The sequence below is a fragment of the Methylobacterium sp. J-043 genome, from assembly GCF_022829505.1.
In the GTDB taxonomy this organism is placed as follows: domain Bacteria; phylum Pseudomonadota; class Alphaproteobacteria; order Rhizobiales; family Beijerinckiaceae; genus Methylobacterium; species Methylobacterium extorquens_A.
The window spans coordinates 1-16,192 of record NZ_JAKSYB010000013.1 but is presented as its reverse complement, the minus strand read 5'-3'; the positions used below and the strand labels follow the sequence as shown (position 1 = coordinate 16,192).

Sequence of the window (16,192 nt, the reverse complement as noted above, 5' to 3'; positions counted from 1 at the left end):
GCCCGGCGCATCGGCCGGTTCACCCGGCCGGGTCGGCCATCCCTGTAGCAGGGCTCGCTCTAGGGAGCAATCAAGACATAAAGATGTCTTTATGCGTTTAATTCCAGGGTGAACGGCTGGGGGCTCAGGCCGGCTCGTCGCGCAATTGCCGCCGGATGATCTTGCCGCTCGTCGTCATCGGCAGGGTGTCGCGAAAGCTGAGCGCGCGCGGCATCTCGTGGGCGGAGAGCCGGGCCTTGGCGAAGGCGAGGATCTCGGCGGCCAGCGCCTCGGAGGGCGAAAAGCCCGCGCGCAGGGTGATGAAGGCCTTCACGGTCTCGGTGCGCAGCGGGTCGGGTACGCCCACCGCGGCGGCAAGCGCCACGGCCGGATGGGCGCAGAGGCAGGCCTCGATCTCGGCCGGGCCGATCCGGTAGGCGGCGGAGGTGATGAGATCGTCCTCGCGGCCGACGAAGCGGATGTAGCCCTCCGTGTCGCGCCGCGCCTGGTCGCCGGTCATCCACCAGCCGTCGCGGATTTTCCGGGCGGTCGCCTCGGGCTGGCGCCAGTAGCCGAGGAACAGCACCGGATCGGGGGCGCGAACGGCGATCTCGCCGGTCTCGCCCGCGTCGGCCTCGGTCCCGTCCTCGCGCAAGACCGCGACGCGGTGGCCGGGCACCGGCCGGCCCGTCGCGCCGGCCCGCGCCACGCCGATCCGCGCGCTGGAAGCCAGAACGAGGTTGCACTCGGTCTGGCCGTAGGCCTCGCCGATGGTGAGGCCGAGGGCATCGCGCGCCCAATCGAAGGTCTCCGCCCCGAGCGCCTCGCCGGCCGAGGCGATGTTGCGCAAGGCGGAGAGGTCGAATGTCTCACGCGGGTTCGCGACGCTGCGCAGCATGCGCAGCGCGGTCGGCGGCAGGAAGGCGTGGGTGACATGCAGATCCGCCATCAGCCGGAAAGCCGTCTCCGGCTCGAACCGGCCGAGCGGTCGGGCGACCACCGGCATGCCGAGGCGCAGCGACGGCATCAACACGTTGAGAAGGCCGCCGGCCCAGGCCCAGTCGGAGGGGGTCCACATCAGCCCGGCTCCCTCGGGCGGGAAGCCGTGCATCACGCTCCAGCCCGGCAGGTGGCCGAGCAGGACCCGGTGACCATGCAGCGCCCCCTTGGCGAGGCCGGTCGTGCCGGAGGTGTAGATCATCAGCGCCGGATCGTCGGGCCCGGTGGCCCGCGTCTCGAACCGGTCCGGGGCGCTCTCCAGGGCCGCGAAGAAATCCTCCGCGGCCTCCCCTGCCCCATCGACCGAGAGGATCGTGACGAGATCCGGCAGGTCGGCGCGCAGCCGTTCCAGCTTGGCCAGCCCGGGTGCATCGGTGACGATCGCAAGTGCGCCGGAATCGGTGAGGCGGTGGCGCAGGGCCGCCTCCCCGAACAGGCCGGCGAGCGGCAGCGCGATCGCCCCGAGCCGGTAGGCGGCCAAGTGCGTCACCACCACCGCCGCCGATTGCGGCAGCAGCACCGCCACCCGGTCGCCCGGTTCGACGCCGCGCGCGGCCAGCGCCGCCGCGAGCCGCAGGGAATCGGCGCGCAGGCGGCCGTAGCTCACCGGCTCGGGGCGGTCGTCGGGGCCGAGCACGAGAAGCGCGGTGCGGTTGGGCTCGCTCAGCGCCCAGCGGTCGCAGACATCGGCCGCGATGTTGTAGCGCTCGGGGATCTCCCAGCGGAAATCCGCGACGAGTTTTTCATAGGTGTTGGCCGGCTCCGGCACGGCAATGTCCTCAAACATGCGGCAGCGCTGGGCCGGTCCCGCCTCTTCCGCCCGGCCGCGCCGCATCCGAGCGCGTCCGGGTGTCTCTCATCCATCCCCGTGCAGGCCGCGCCGATCCGCGTGCTGCGCTCGGCCGTCTGCGTTCAGTCCTGTTGCTGCGGGAAGCCGCCGCGGAAGGCGAAGTCGGTGATCGGGCGGCGGCCGTTCGGGCGCTCCTTGGCCCTCTGCTCCTCGCTCAATTCCGCCCAGGGTGTCGCGCGTCCGACCCCGTAGGCCGCCTCGACCCGGTGATGCTCGGGGACGTTCAACACCGTGAGCGCCCGCTCCCGGTCGAAGCCGCCCATGCCGTGGACGTGCCAGCCCTGACGGTTGGCCTGGAGCGCGAAGGCGAGCGAGGCGGCGCCGGCATCGAGCGAGTGGCTGGCCGATGGTTTCAATTCCTCGCCGACCTTCATCCGCTCGCTGGAGACGAGGAAGACGAGGGCACCGGTGCCCTCGGCCCATTTCTGGTTGCCGGGCACAAGGAGTTCGAAGAACGTCTGCCATTCGGGCGTGCCGCGCAGCGCGTAGAGGAAGCGCCAGGGCTGCGAGTTGTAGGATGAGGGCGACCAGCGCGCCGCCTCGAACATCCGCAGCAATTCGGCTTCCGGCACCGTCTCCCCGGTGAAGACGCGTGGCGACCAGCGCTCGGCGAAGATCGGCTCGATGGCGTGGTCGGGCGTGCGGGTGGTGGGGCGGGTGGTCTCGTCGGTCAACGGAGGCGATCTCCAGGCTGGCAGGGCTTTGGTGCGGCGCACGGTATGGCACCGCACAACAGCGGGCTAGGGGGCGGCATTGCCGCGCTTGTCATGGCGAGCGAGAACACGCCTCATGACATCGGCGCGACGAGGATGCTCATGGGCGAAACCGGCACGAACCCTCTTCTGCTGCGTGAGGACCGCGACGGCGTCGCGACCCTGACGCTCAACCGGCCGAGTGCCCGCAATGCCCTCTCCCTTGCCCTGCTCGAAGCGCTGCGCGCGACCTTTGCCGACCTCGCCGGGGACGACGCGGTGCGCGCCGTAGTGCTGGCAGGGGCGGGTCCCGCTTTCTGCGCCGGCCACGACCTCAAGGAGATGACGGGCTACCGCAGCGACCCCGACCGCGGCGCGAAACGGTTCGAGGCGCTGTTCGCGCTGTGCTCAGACGTGATGATGGCGATCCCCGCCTTGCCCCAGCCGGTGATCGCCGCGGTGGAGGGCGTCGCGACGGCGGCCGGTTGCCAGCTCGTGGCGTCCTGCGATCTGGCCGTGGCGGGGGCGCAGGCGCGCTTCGCCACGCCGGGCGTGCAGATCGGCCTGTTCTGCTCGACGCCGATGGTAGCGCTCTCGCGCAACCTCTCGCGCAAGGCGGCGATGCGGATGCTGCTCACCGCCGACATGGCGGATGCGGCGGAGGCCCGGCACCTCGGCCTCGTCAACGACGTGGTGGAAGCGGGCGGCGCTCTGGCCGCCGCGAAGGCGCTCGCCGCTGGGATCGCCGCGCGTAGCCCATACACCGTGCGGGTCGGCAAGCGGGCCTTCTACGAGCAACTGGAGATGCCGTTGGCTGACGCCTACGCCCATGCCGGCCGCGTGATGACGCAGAACATGCTGGCGCGGGCGGCGGAAGACGGCATCGGGGCTTTCCTCGACCGCAAGAATCACGGGCAGAATCAGGGGAAGTACCCTGGCGCGGCGCAGTGATGCGCGAACCGATCCGCCCTCCGCGCATTGCCTCCCCGTCGCCCTGAAGCCGTCACGTGATCCGGGCAAACGGACTGCCATGCTCCTCAGACGTCCCCCTCCGATCACCGCCGAGCCGGGTCCGAACACGAAGAAGATCGTGAGTTGGAACCTGCTGCGCCGCACCGGCGCGGCGGTGGATTGCCTCGTGACGCTGATCGAGCAGGAGCGGCCGGATTTCCTGCTGATGCAGGAGGCGACGAAGGAGATCGCGGCGCTGACCAAGCGGGTCGGCGGGGTCTATGCCTGGGCGCAATTGCCCGGCCGCATCCACGGTCCGGCGATGTGGAGCCCGACGCCGTGGCCCAACCCGCCCGAGATCGTCACCCTGCCGCCGGGGGTACTGATCGACCGGGTCTGCCAAGTGCTCGACACCGGCGAGTTCGGCGTCGCCAACGTGCACCTCTCGCACGGGCAGGTGCTGAATCGGCGCCAGTTGCGGCGGATCGAGAGCCACCTTCCGCCGCGCGCTGCGGTGCTCGGCGATTACAACATCGTCGGCCCGGCGCTGCTGCCGGGCTTCCGCGATGTCGGCCCCCGGCGGCCGACCCACGCCATGGTCGATGTGCTACCGCTGCGGCTCGACCGCTGCCTCGTGCGCGGGCTCGTCTGCCACGAGCGCATGGTCCTGCCCCGCGGGCTCTCCGACCATCACCCGATCGTGGTGCACCTCTCCCCCGCGCCGGAGGGGACCGCCTCGGTCGGCCGGCTCAGAGGTATGGCAGAAGCAGTCGGACGGCTGCGTCGCGCAGGCGTACGGGGAGCGAGCGGGCGTCGAGGTCGGCCTGGCGCAGGGGGGTCTGAAACTTCGTCGCAATGAACGCTTCGAGCGCCCGGGCCAGCGCCACGTCGTAGACCTCCACGTTGAGCTCGAAGTTCAGGCGGAAGCTGCGCGAATCCCAGTTCGCGCTGCCGATGAAGCACCATTGCCCATCGACGGTCATCGCCTTCGAGTGATCGAAGGGCGGCTCGTCGATCCAGACCCGCACGCCGCTCTTCAGGAGCGGATCGATATGGCCGCGGGTCGCCCAATCGACGAAGCGGTGGTCGCTCTCGCGCGGGATGACGACATCGACCGCGATCCCCCGGGCCGCCGCGAGGCTGAGTGCGTTCAGCACGAGTTCGTTGGGCAGGAAATAGGGCGTCGTCAGCCGGATCGACTCCTTCGCGCAGGCGATCGCCTGGAGCACCACGGTCGCGATCTTCTCGATATCGGCGTCCGGGCCGGAGGTGACGACGCGGGCGGTGACCGCGCCGGCCGGCGCCAGTGGCGGCAGCCACGCTTCGCCTTCCAACTCCTCGTCGCTGACGAACAGCCAATCGGCGATGAAGGCCTGGGTCAGGTGCTCGACCACCGGGCCCTCGATCCGGAAATGCGTGTCGCGGATCGGAAAGTCCGGCTTCTCCGAGACCCGGTTACCGTCGGAGATGTTGACGCCGCCGGTGAAGGCGACCCTCCCGTCGAGGATCAGCAGCTTCTTGTGCGTGCGCAGGTTCAGGAACGGCATCCGCCAGGGCAGGACGGAGTGCATGAACAGGCCGGCCGGCACCCCGAGCCGGCGCAGATGCCGCCACGCGGCCGGGAAGAAATAGCCGCTGCCGATGCCGTCGAGGATCACGCGCACCTCGGCGCCGCGATCCTGCGCCGCCTTCAACGCGTCGCAGAACGCGCGGCCGGTGGCGTCGTCGCGAAAGATGTAGCTCGACAGGGCGACGCTGCGGCGCGCCTCCCCGATCGCCGCCAACATCGCCGGATAGGCCTCGTCGCCGTTGCGGAACATCTCGAACCGATTGCCCGCCACCGTCGGCAGGCCGGTGACCGCTTGCACCGCCAAGTCGAGGGCGTGGTAGCGCTCGGGCACGTGAGCGGAGGGCTGCGGCGTGTCGTCGATGGTCTGTGAGGGGCGCCGCTTCAGCCGGCGGGCGCGCCGCTCCACTCGGTTGATGCCGAAGGTGAGGTAGAGCAACGTCCCGAACACAGGTGCCAGCCAAGCCAGCCCGATCCAGCCGATCGCCGCGCCGACCACGCGCTTGCGCAGCAGCACATGGACGCTGACGCCGAACGTGAGCACGAGGCCGATGGCCGTGACGATCTCGCTGCGGAGCGAGGCCGTCGAGCCGAGCCATCGGATGAAAACTTCTTCCACCGGTCCGCCTACTGCGCTGCCCTGTCGGGGAACGGCGGAGGAGATAAGCCAAGCCTGGTGCGGCGAACAGGCGGCCCTCCACAAATCGCCGCCCCATGCTAGAACAAAGCTCGAACGGTGGGCGGAGCGGCCGAGGCCGGCGCCTGCCTCTTTTCGAAAGCCTTCACCATCTTGCCCTCAGGTGGTCGGTCCCGACCGCAGAGCGTCAGGTTCAAACCGTCGAGCATGTCCGCGAGCGCCGCCCCCCGCGTCTTCACGATTCCCCCCGGCGCGCCGTTCCTGCCGACGCTGGCGGACGCCCTCGTCTCGGGCCGCCTCGTCGGCGCGGTCGGCGGCGATCCCTTCGCGCTGGCCTCGGTGACGCTCTACCTGCCGACGCAGCGGGCGGTGCGCGCACTCTCGACCGTGCTGGCGCAACGCCTCGGCGGCGCGGCCCTGCTGCCGCGGATGATCCCGCTGGGTGAAGCCGATGAGGCGGAACTCGACCTCTCGTCCAACACGCTTCTGGAGACGCCGGAGGACCTGCTCTACCCCTCGATCCCCGCGCTGGAGCGCCGGCTGATCCTGGCCCGCCTCGTCCAGAAATGGGCGGAGACGGTCGACCGCGAACTCTTGCCCATCGACGACGAGGTGCCCTTCCTCGTCCCCTCCTCCCCCGCCGACGCGGTGGCGCTCGCCGCCGACCTCGAAGGGCTGATGGACGCGCTGACCGTCGAGGGACTGCCCTGGAGCGAGATCGCGGCCGCAGTGGAGGCCGAACATTCGCGCTATTTCCGCCTCACCCTCGACTTCCTGAAGATCGCCGCCGAGCACTGGCCCGACATCCTCGCCGCCCGTTCGCTGGCCGACCCCACCGCCCGCGCCCGCCGCCTCGTGCTCGCCGAGGCCGACCGGCTCTTCCGCGAGCGGCCGGGCGATCCGGTGGTCGTGGCCGGCTCCACCGGCTCGGTGCCCGCCACTGCCCGGCTGATCGCGGCGGTGGCCCGCCTGCCCCGCGGCGCGGTGGTGCTGCCGGGGCTCGACCTGCACCTCGATGCGGAGGGCTGGGAGGCCATCGACGGCGCCGGCGGCAAGCGCGGGGAGGTCGCCCACGGCCATCCGCAGGCGATCCTGCGGGCGTTGACCGGGCCGAGGGGCTTTGCCGTCGAGCGTCAGGATATCGAGACGCTGGGGGCTCTCCCGCCCGAGGCGGTGGCACGCGAAAAGCTGCTGTCGCAGGCCCTGCGCCCCGCCGAGACCACCGACGCCTGGGCCGGGCTCGATGCGGCCGAGCGGATGACCCTCGCGCAGGAGGGTATGGCGGGCCTCGCCGTGGTCGAGGCGGCGGACGAGCGCGAGGAGGCGCTGGTCGCCGCGCTGGCGCTCCGCGAAACGCTGGAGACACCCGGCGCCACCGCGGCCCTCGTCACGCCCGACCGCGGATTGGCGCTGCGCGTCTCGGCCGAACTCGCGCGCTGGGGCATCACGGCGGAGGATTCGGCGGGCCTGAGTCTGGCGCGCTCGCAGGCGGGGCGCTTCGCCCGGCTCGTTGCCGAACTCGCCGCCGAGATGGCGCCGGCCCGCGTCATCGCGCTTCTCGCCCACCCCTTCGTCCGGCTCGGGCTCACCCGCAGCGAGGTCGTGCGCGCGGCCGCGGCCCTGGAAATCGGGGGGCTACGCGGCCCCGCCCCGATTCCGAAGAACAGTCTCGATGGGATGCGCGCGGCGGTGGCGTTGCAACGGAACGCCACCGAGCGGGTGCCGCGCGCCAAGAAGCGCCTGAAGCCGGTCGATTGGGATCTGGCCGAGCAAATCCTCGACCGGCTGGAGATCGCCCTCGATGCGTTCCGCACCGATCGGCAGCCCGAGATCGGCAACCTCGTAGCGCTCGCCGCCGGGCACCGCGAGGCCTGCGAGCGGATGATGGGCGGGGCGGAGGATGGCGACGCAAACGAGACCGACGATCCCTCCCTCGATACCCTCGACGGCCTGTTCGACGCTCTCGAATCCGCCGAGCAGGAAGAGCTGCCGGGCCGGTTCTCCGACTACGCCGCCTTCTTCACCGCGCTCGCTCGCGACCGCACCGTGGCCTGCGCGCAGCGGGACGCGCATCCGCGCCTGCGCATCCTCGGGCCGCTCGAAGCGCGCCTGCTCTCCGTCGATCGCATCGTGCTGGGCGGGCTCGATGAGGCGGTCTGGCCGGTGCGCCAGACCACCGACGCCTTCCTCAACCGGCCGATGCGCGGGGATGTGGGCCTGAGCCCGCCGGAGCGGCGGATCGGCCAGGCTGCCCACGATTTCGTGCAGGGGCTCGGCACCCACGATGCCGTCGTGACCCGCGCGGCCAAGCGGGAGGGCTCGCCGACCGTGCCATCGCGCTTCCTCCAGCGCCTGCGTGCCTTCGGCGGGGATGCGGTCTGGGCCGGGGCCATCGCCCGCGGCGGGCGCCTGCGCGGGCTCGCCGCGCGGCTCGACCGCGGCCAGGAGGCAGCGCCGCCGCGCCTCAAGCGCCCGGCGCCGAAGCCCGACCCTGCCCTGTTCCCGGAGCGCCTCAGCGTCACCGAGATCGAGACGCTGGTGCGCGACCCCTACTCGATCTACGCCCGGCATATCCTGGGGCTGGAAGCGCTGGAGCCGATCGCCGTGGTGCCGGGCGCGGCCGAGCGCGGCAGCCTGATCCACAAGGTCCTCGGCGATTTTTCCGCAGCCCATCCCGGCGCGCTGCCGGCAGACGCTGAAGCCCTACTCCTGACCATCGCCCTTGATGCGTTCGGCCCGCTCGAGGATCAGTACCCGGAACTCTACGCCGAGTGGTTTCCCCGCTACGAGCGCATGGCCGTCGCCTTCCTCGAATGGGAGGCGAGCCAGCGTCAGGGCTTGCGCACGATCCACGCCGAGCGCTCGGGCAAGGTGACGATCCCCCTGGGCGAGCGAACCTTCACCCTCTCGGCCCGCGCCGACCGGATCGAGGCCCGCGCCGACGGCAGCTACTGCATCGTCGATTTCAAGACCGGCACGCCGCCGAGCAACCGCACGGTCTTCGCCGGTTTCTCGCCCCAGCTCACCCTGGAGGCGGCAATGCTGATGCACGGCGCCTTCGAGGGGCTGAAGGCCGCCTCCCCGCCGGATCTGCTCTACGTCCACGCCTCGGGCGGGCGCGAGCCGTTCCGGCCGATCCCGATCAAGCCGCCGCCGGGTGATGCGCGGGCGGTCGAGGCCATCGTCGAGGAGCACTGGCAGCGCCTGCGCGGGTTGATCGCCCGCTACATGACCGGCGAAGCCGCCTACCTGTCGCGCCCCTATCCGCAATACGAGCGCGCCTACAACGAGTACGATCACCTCGCCCGCGTGCTCGAATGGTCGCTGGGCGGCGAAGGAGAGGCCGCGTGAACGCCCCGCTGACCGGCTTCACCGTCGATGACCTGACCAAGGGGGCCCAGCGCCGGGCCGCCGACCCGCGCCTCTCGGCCTGGGTCTCGGCCAATGCGGGGGCGGGCAAGACCAAGGTGCTCACCGACCGGGTGCTGCGCCTGCTCCTCGACGGGGCACCACCCGGCCGCATCCTCTGCCTCACCTTCACCAAGGCGGCGGCCGCCAACATGTCGATCCGCGTGTTCCAGCGCCTCGGCCGCTGGGTGACGCTGGAGGAGGCGGTGCTGACCGCGGAGCTCACCGAACTCACCGGCGAGCGGCCCACCCGCGACACCCTGCGGCTCGCCCGCCGTCTGTTCGCCCGCGCCGTCGAGACGCCGGGCGGCCTCAAGATCGAGACCCTGCACGCGCTCTGCGAGCGGCTGCTGCACATGTTCCCGTTCGAGGCCAACGTGCCGGCCCGCTTCGTTGTGCTCGACGACAACCAGTCGCGCGAGGCGTTCGAGATCGAGACCGACAACGTGCTCGCCGACGCGATCCTTGGCGGCAACCAAGCGCTCTCCGACGCGCTCGCCGTGGTCGGGGCCGAAGCCTCCGGCGATACGCTACGCGACGCGATCCGCTCGGCGATGCGGACCCGCGCCCTGTTCTCCGACCACCGCGCCCTGGAGCCGGCGCTGGCCCGCCTGCCGCGTGCCCTGGCGCTCCCGGACGGTGCCAGCGTCGAGACCATCGAGACGGAAATTTTGAAGGGCAGCAGCCTCGGCGATTGGCGCGAGATCGCGGGCCGGCTGCGCACCGGCAAGGCGACCGACGAAAAACTCGCCGACGGGCTCGTGGCGGCGCAGGCCGCCCTCGATACGGGCAAGGCGCTCGCCCCCTACCGCTCGGTCTTCTTCACCGACAAGGACGAGCCGCGCGCGGCCAAATCCTTCGGCACCAAGGCGGTGCCGGAGGACGTGAAGCAGGCGCTGCTGGACGAGCAGGCCCGCCTCATCCCGCTCTTCGACAGCCTGCGCGCCGCCCGCGCGCTCGCCCGGACGCTGGGCCTGTTTCGGCTGGCTGCCGAGATCCACCGCCGGGTCGAGGCGCAGAAGACGCGTCTCGGCGCCCTCGATTTCGACGACCTGATCCACAAGACCCTCGATCTGCTCTCGCGGGTCGGCGCGTCCTGGGTGCTGTACAAGCTCGACCGCGGCGTCGATCACGTCCTCGTCGACGAGGCGCAGGACACCAACCCGCAGCAATGGGAGATCCTGCGCACGCTCACCGCCGAGTTCGCGGCCGGCGAAGGCGCCCGCGGCCTCACCCGCACGCGCTTCGCCGTGGGTGACCCCAAGCAGTCGATCTACAGCTTCCAGGGCGCCGACCCGCGGGAGTTCGAGCTGACCCGCCGCGCTTGGGAGCAGGCGGCGGAAGGCGCCGGGCTCGATTTCGCCGATGTCAGCCTGCGGCTATCGTTCCGCACCGCGAACCACGTGCTCGCGGCGGTCGATGCCGTGTTCGGCGTACCGGAGCACTTTGCCGGCCTCTCCTTCGACGCGGGCGCGCCGGGCACGGTCCACGCCTCGGCCCGTGCCGGGGTGCACGGCGCGGTCGAACTCTGGGGCATCGAGGAGCCGGCGGACGCCGAGGAGCCCGACGCCTGGGCCGCTCCCGTCGATGCGCCGGAGCCCAACGCCCCGGCCATCGTCACCGCCCGCCGCATCGCCCGCGCGGTCAAGATTTGGACGACGAAGGGCGATGCCTGCGGCCGGGTCTGGCGGCCGGGCGACGTGCTGATCCTCGTGCGTAAGCGCTCGGCCGCCTTCGAGGAGGTGATCCGGGCGATGAAGGGACTCGGCGTGCCGGTGGCGGGCCAGGACCGGCTCGAGGTCGCGGGGCACATCGCCGTGCTCGACCTCGTCGCAGCCGGCCGCGCCGGGCTGCTGCCGGCCGACGACCTGACGCTCGCCACCGCCCTCAAGACGCCCTTGGTCGGCCTCAGCGACGACGACCTCACCCGCATCTGCGCCCGCCGCCCCTTCGCCGAAACGCTGGAAGACGCCCTGACCCGCCACGCGGAGGCTGGCGACGGGGCGGCGATCCGCGGCCTCGCGGCCCTGCGGCTCTGGATCCAGCTCGCGGCGGAAAACGGCCCGTTCGGTTTTTATGCCGCCCTGCTCGGCCCCCATGGCGGGCGCAGCCGACTGGTGGCGCGGCTCGGCGGCGAGGCGGGCGATGCCATCGACGTGTTCCTGGCCCAGGCCGCCGACGCCGAGAATGGCGGCGATGCACCTTGCCTCGACGCGTTCCTCGCCGACTACATCGTGCGGCCCGGCCGGAATAAGAGCGGCCTCTCGGTCAAGCGCGATCTCGAATCGGGCCGCGACGAGGTGCGGGTGATGACGGTCCACGGTGCCAAGGGCCTGGAGGCTCCGGTCGTCGTCGTCATCGACGGCTGCGAGCCGCTCGGCCGCAACGACCCGCCGCTGCTCGGCCTCGACCACTCCGCCGACGGCCCATTGCCGCCGGTTTGGACCGGCGGGCGCACGCAGGATTGCGCGGCGACGCTCAGGGCCCGCTCCGCGCTCCAGGCGCGGGCGCGGGAGGAGCACAACCGCCTGCTCTACGTTGCCATGACGCGGGCCGCCGACCACCTCGTCATCGCGCCCTATCGCGGGGCGACGCAGGAGACGCCGGCCTCGTGGTGCGAGATGGTCCGCATCGGCCTGGAGCGGGGGCTGGGGGCTGGCGAAGCGCTCGAGACCGAGCACGGGCCGATCACGATCTGGCGCGACGGCGCGGCCGCCGCGCCCGCCGCCGCCGTTGAAGCCACCGCTCCGCCGGAACCCGAGGTGGTGCCGGACTGGCTGTTCTCGGCCGCGGCGCCGGAGGCCGAGGCCGCGCCGCCGCTGAGTCCCTCGGGTGCCCTTGGCGCGGCGGACGGGCAGCGCCAGCCCCGGCGGCGCCTGGGGGATGCCGAAGCGCGCCGTCGCGGCGCCCTGGTCCACTCGCTCCTCGAACACCTGCCGCGGATCGAGCCGGCCCGGCGGGCGGAGGCCGCCGACCGCTTCGCCCGTGCCCGCGCGCCAACCCTGGAGGAGTCCAAGCGCAAGGATCTCGTCCGCTCGGTTCTACGGCTGATCGAGGCGCCGGACCTCGCGCCGCTGTTCTCGGCCCAAGCCCGTGCCGAGGTGGCACTCTCGGGCCGGATCATCGTCGAGGGGATCGAGCGCGACGTCACCGGCCGGATCGACCGCCTCGTCGTCGAGGACGGCCGGGTGATCCTCTGTGACTTCAAGACCGGCCGCCCGCCCGCGGACGACGCGCCTCTGCCGGAGCGCGAGGCGGCCCAGGTCAGTCTCTACGCGCGGCTCGCTGCCGCGATCTGGCCCGAGCACGCGATCGTGGCGCTGCTGGTCTGGACCTCGGGGCCGGTGGTGCGGCGGGTGGAGGGATCGCAGCTCGGGCTTTGACGGCATCGTCGATGACGACACGTTGGCCGTGCATCCCCCTCTCCCCGCATGCGGGGAGAGGGGGCGTCGCTGCGGGTTGGTAAGCCTCAGCCGCCCTTCTTCGGGGTCAGCTTGACGATCTGGCCGTCATCCTCGGTCACCGCGTAGACGGCGCCGTCGGGGCCGACCCGCACGTCGCGGACGCGGTGTTCCAGCGGGATGCGCTCCTCGGTGACGACCTTGTCGCCGTCGAGCTTGAGCGCGACGATCCCGGTGCTGACGAGACCGCCGACGAGGAACTGGTTCTTCCAGGCCGGGAACAGGTCCTTGTCGTAGAGCGCCATGCCCGAGGGGCCGATCACCGGATCCCAGTAGTAGACCGGCTGCACCGTGCCGCCGGCCTGGGTCTGGCCGTCGCCGATCTTCTCGCCGGAGTACTCGATGCCGTAGGTGACCACCGGCCAGCCGTAGTTCAGGCCGGGGCGCGGGCGGTTCAGCTCGTCGCCGCCGCGGGGGCCGTGCTCCACGGTCCAGAGCCGGCCCTGGCTGTCCAGGGCGGCGGACTGGACGTTGCGGTGGCCGTAGGACCAGATCTCGGGCTTGGCCTTCTCGCCGCCGGTGAAGGGGTTGTCCTTCGGCGCGGAGCCATCGGTGTCGATGCGGAACACCTTGCCGAGCCCGCTCGTCAGATCCTGTGCCTGCCCGCGGGTCTGCTTGTCGGAGCGCTCGCCCACCGTGACGAACAGCTTGCCGTCGGGCGCGAAGACGAGGCGCGAGCCGAAATGCTTGTCGCCGTCATAGGTCGGCATCTGGCGGAAGATGACCTTGACGTCGTCGAGCTTGGCCTTGCCGTCGCTCTCGACCAGCTTGGCCTTGGCCACCGTGGTGCCGTTGCCCTTGTCGCGCGGCTCGCTGTAGCTGAAGTACACCGTGCGATCCGCGGCGAAGCTCGGGCTGAGTGTGATGTCGAGCAGGCCGCCCTGCCCCTTCGGATCGACCTTCGGCACGCCGGCCACCGGCTGACCGACCGTGCCGTCCTTGGCGACGATGCGGATCTTGCCGGCCTTCTCGGTCACGATCATGCGCCCGTCGGGCAGGAACTCCATCGCCCAGGGGCTTTCCAGGCCCTTGGCCACGACGGCGGTCTCGAACTCGGTCTTCTGCGCGGGCTCCGGCGCCCGGGTCTGGTTGGGCAGGAGCGGCTTGTATTCGGTGTTCGGCGGCTCCTTCTCGGCGACCGACGTACCGGCGCTCGGCGCGGCCGGCGCCTGAAAGGATTCACCCTCGATGCGGGGCGAGCGCGTCTCCTGTCCGGAGGGCTGCTGAGCGAAGGCAGGGGCATCGAGGCCGAGGGCCGCAACGGTGGCGAGCAAGAGGGAAAGGGTGCGCGTCACGTCGATTGATCCTTGTGCGGGTCGCCGATCTTGCCCGCCAAATGGGGCGCAGGCGGCCCACGGCGAGGGTTGGGCTGTGCAAGGGGCCGGACTCGCAACGGGGTTCGTCACGAAGCGCGGCCGTCGGCAGGGATGCCGGCAGGGCGATGGCAGGGGGATTGCGGGGACGAACGCAGGCTTATCCATGTGGGTTCGGCCTGCCAGACCTGCGGCCGGGGCGGGATGCCTTGACCGAGCGGTCAGGCGTCGCCAATTCTCGCCTCACCGTGAGGCGCCGAACCCGCTCTCGGTGCCCTCTGCGCAGGGGCCCTCCATGCACCCGCGTGGGACCCGCGTGTCGAAAGGACTTACGATGGCGACCGTGAAAGTGACCGATGCGAGCTTCGAGCAGGACGTTCTGCAGTCCGCCGAGCCCGTCGTGGTGGATTTTTGGGCGGAGTGGTGCGGCCCCTGTCGGCAGATCGGCCCGGCGCTGGAAGAGATCTCCGTCGATCTCCAGGGCAAGGTGAAGATCGTCAAGGTCAATGTCGATGAGAACCCCGGCATCGCCTCGACCTACGGCATCCGCTCGATTCCGACGCTGATGATCTTCAAGGACGGCAAGCTCGCCAGCCAGAAGGTCGGCGCTGCCCCCAAGGGCGACCTCTCGCGCTGGATTCAGGCGAGCGCCTGACCCGATCCGATTCGGGTTGAACGACCCGAGGAAGCCCGGCCGCGAGGCCGGGCTTTTTTCGTGTCTTTGCGCACGTGATGGCGCGCGAAACGCAAGAAGCCCGGCCTTGCGGCCGGGCTCCCTGGTTTCGAGACCCTTTTATCGAAGGTTCGGCTTAGTAGCTGCCGAACTTGTAGTTCAGGCCGGCGCGGACGACGGCGAACTCGGTGTCGTTGCGGCGCGAGGGGCCGGAGACGACGACCACGCCCGGGGAGGCCGTGGTGATGACCGTGCCGGCGTTGTTCACCGCGAAGGCGCCGTTGAGGGCACCGCCGCCGCGATCGAGGTTCACGTACAGACCTTCGACCTTCAGCGTCACCGCCGAGGAGCGGAAGAAGTTCAGGAACGAGTCGGTCGGGAGAGCGTACTCGACACCACCGCCAGCGGTGTAGCCGGTGCGGAAGTCGTCGGTCGAGGAGTTCGGCAGGCCGAACTGACGGCCGCCGCCGGCGCCGTAGGCGAAGCCGCCGGTGCCGTAGAACAGGACGCGGTCGAAGGCGTAGCCGAGGCGACCGCGGACGGTGCCGAAGAAGTCGAGGCTGGACACGCCGTTCGGGCTGAACGCCTGCTGCGCGGCAATGCCCGGGAAGGCCGGGTTGCTGTTCACGACCGAGAACTGGTTCCGGTTGCGGCCGAAGTCGACGTACTGAGCGTCAGCCTCGATACCGACGACGACGCCGGAGCCCGGGGTGAACTGGTAGTTGTAGCCGATCTGACCACCGCCGACGAAGCCGTCGTTGCGGTTGTTGCCGCCGAAGGCGATGACGGCCGTCTGGCCGGGACGCACGAGGCCGGTCAGGCTGTTCACGCCGACGACCGGAGCCGCACCGTTGTCCTCGACGCCGAAGCCGTAGCCGGCGTTGAAACCGGCGTAGAAACCGGTCCAGGTGAACACCGGGATGGGCGTGAAGACCGGCGGAGCGGCGCGGCGCGGCAGGTCGGCGGCGGAGGCCGCGGCGGTCAGCGCCGTGAAGGCGGCGAGAGAGGTGAGAAGTTTTTTCACTTGTTGATCCCCAGCAGAAACCCGATCGCCCACAAGCTAGACCATTTCCTTGACCTGAGATGTAGCGAACAGGCCACACCCACGGCGCGACAAACGACCCGGCGAGCGGTTGCATCCGGTGCGCTGGGAGGCCGAAACCAGATTTACGTCGTCCCGGCGATCAGGATGCACAGATCGCCGAGACGATGCGCAGAGACCGTCGCGTCCGTTGCAGGATTCGACAGGTCACGGGCTGGACGACGGAAGGTCGGCGAAGACTCTTTCGTCGGGCGGCGGCAGAGCCGGCACCCGGCACCCGGCGCGAGGCGCTCCCGCCCCGTGTGGTTTGCCGACCGATGGCCCTGCGGCGCGGATCTCCGGCCCTTGTACTGTCTCGTCGAATGTCCGGTTCGATCAGGCGGACGCCGTGTCATGCCAAATCCGGTTGATCCCTTCGGGATGGCGGATTTGGGCTTCGCTCAGTCGCCGCGCGGGCTTGGCGATCCGGTCCCCGCTTGGATCAAGCGGCGACTGTATTGCGGGTCAAGCCATGAGGTTGCTTTCAGCGAAGGTTTTGTCGTCCTTGAGGAGGGCGTTGGCGAGGACGACGAGGCGTCGGCCGGTGGCGACGATGGCGACCTTGGCGGGTTTGCCTGCGT

General features: G+C 70.9%; 10 protein-coding genes and 1 pseudogene. 5 read left to right on the top strand and 6 right to left on the bottom strand.

Annotated elements, in window-relative coordinates; genetic code table 11:
- Window positions 1-124: 124 nt before the first annotated feature.
- Window positions 125-1,765 (bottom strand): AMP-binding protein, encoded by a 1,641-nt coding sequence (locus MKK50_RS00550; RefSeq protein WP_499019656.1) that lies wholly within the window; start codon window positions 1,763-1,765, stop codon window positions 125-127.
- A gap of 125 nt (window positions 1,766-1,890) precedes the next feature.
- Window positions 1,891-2,502: a nitroreductase family protein gene (locus MKK50_RS00545; RefSeq protein WP_253369104.1), complete on the bottom strand. Its 612-nt coding sequence runs from the start codon at window positions 2,500-2,502 to the stop codon at window positions 1,891-1,893.
- Window positions 2,503-2,643: 141 nt separating this feature from the next.
- Here MKK50_RS00545 and MKK50_RS00540 point away from each other — a divergent pair, with 141 nt between their 5' ends.
- Together MKK50_RS00540 and MKK50_RS00535 are read left to right on the top strand one after the other, a co-directional pair.
- Window positions 2,644-3,471: an enoyl-CoA hydratase gene (locus MKK50_RS00540; RefSeq protein WP_499019654.1), complete on the top strand. Its 828-nt coding sequence runs from the start codon at window positions 2,644-2,646 to the stop codon at window positions 3,469-3,471.
- Window positions 3,472-3,550: 79 nt separating this feature from the next.
- On the top strand, window positions 3,551-4,330 hold the full coding sequence (locus tag MKK50_RS00535; RefSeq protein ID WP_253369099.1) for an endonuclease/exonuclease/phosphatase family protein: 780 nt from the start codon (window positions 3,551-3,553) through the stop codon (window positions 4,328-4,330).
- On the opposite strand, the gene MKK50_RS00530 is transcribed toward MKK50_RS00535, so the two are convergent.
- Complete coding sequence (locus MKK50_RS00530; protein ID WP_499019653.1) at window positions 4,221-5,657, bottom strand: phospholipase D-like domain-containing protein; 1,437 nt, start codon at window positions 5,655-5,657, stop codon at window positions 4,221-4,223. The two genes, MKK50_RS00535 and MKK50_RS00530, sit on opposite strands and share 110 nt — an antisense overlap.
- Window positions 5,658-5,882: 225 nt before the next feature.
- On the opposite strand from MKK50_RS00530, the gene addB reads away from it, so the two are divergent.
- Both addB and addA read left to right on the top strand, forming a co-directional pair.
- Window positions 5,883-9,026: a double-strand break repair protein AddB gene (addB, locus tag MKK50_RS00525; RefSeq protein WP_499019651.1), complete on the top strand. Its 3,144-nt coding sequence runs from the start codon at window positions 5,883-5,885 to the stop codon at window positions 9,024-9,026.
- A complete protein-coding gene (addA, locus tag MKK50_RS00520; protein ID WP_499019649.1) occupies window positions 9,023-12,466 on the top strand; it encodes a double-strand break repair helicase AddA in 3,444 nt (1,147 codons plus the stop codon). The genes addB and addA overlap by 4 nt, the downstream gene beginning before the upstream one ends.
- A gap of 86 nt (window positions 12,467-12,552) precedes the next feature.
- Here the strand turns inward: addA and MKK50_RS00515 are convergent, their stop codons facing one another.
- Window positions 12,553-13,839 (bottom strand): PQQ-dependent sugar dehydrogenase, encoded by a 1,287-nt coding sequence (locus MKK50_RS00515; protein ID WP_499019646.1) that lies wholly within the window; start codon window positions 13,837-13,839, stop codon window positions 12,553-12,555.
- 352 nt (window positions 13,840-14,191) lie between these two features.
- On the opposite strand from MKK50_RS00515, the gene trxA reads away from it, so the two are divergent.
- Window positions 14,192-14,512 carry a thioredoxin gene (gene trxA, locus MKK50_RS00510; protein ID WP_183437853.1) on the top strand — a complete coding sequence of 107 codons (321 nt, stop codon included), beginning with the start codon at window positions 14,192-14,194 and terminating at the stop codon, window positions 14,510-14,512.
- Window positions 14,513-14,666: 154 nt separating this feature from the next.
- On the opposite strand, the gene MKK50_RS00505 is transcribed toward trxA, so the two are convergent.
- The gene (locus MKK50_RS00505; protein ID WP_253369090.1) at window positions 14,667-15,554 is read right to left on the bottom strand and encodes an outer membrane protein; all 888 of its coding nucleotides are present in this window, start codon (window positions 15,552-15,554) and stop codon (window positions 14,667-14,669) included.
- A gap of 528 nt (window positions 15,555-16,082) precedes the next feature.
- Window positions 16,083-16,192: pseudogene (locus tag MKK50_RS00500) on the bottom strand (IS110 family transposase); the annotation flags it as partial.

Bases quoted from the DNA above. Each gene is read 5' to 3' on its own strand.
- trxA (WP_183437853.1), top strand. From the start codon at position 14,192: ATGGCGACCGTGAAAGTGACCGATGCGAGCTTCGAGCAGGACGTTCTG.
- MKK50_RS00535 (WP_253369099.1), top strand. From the start codon at position 3,551: ATGCTCCTCAGACGTCCCCCTCCGATCACCGCCGAGCCGGGTCCGAAC.
- addB (WP_499019651.1), top strand. From the start codon at position 5,883: ATGTCCGCGAGCGCCGCCCCCCGCGTCTTCACGATTCCCCCCGGCGCG.
- MKK50_RS00550 (WP_499019656.1), bottom strand. From the start codon at position 1,765: ATGTTTGAGGACATTGCCGTGCCGGAGCCGGCCAACACCTATGAAAAA.
- MKK50_RS00540 (WP_499019654.1), top strand. From the start codon at position 2,644: ATGGGCGAAACCGGCACGAACCCTCTTCTGCTGCGTGAGGACCGCGAC.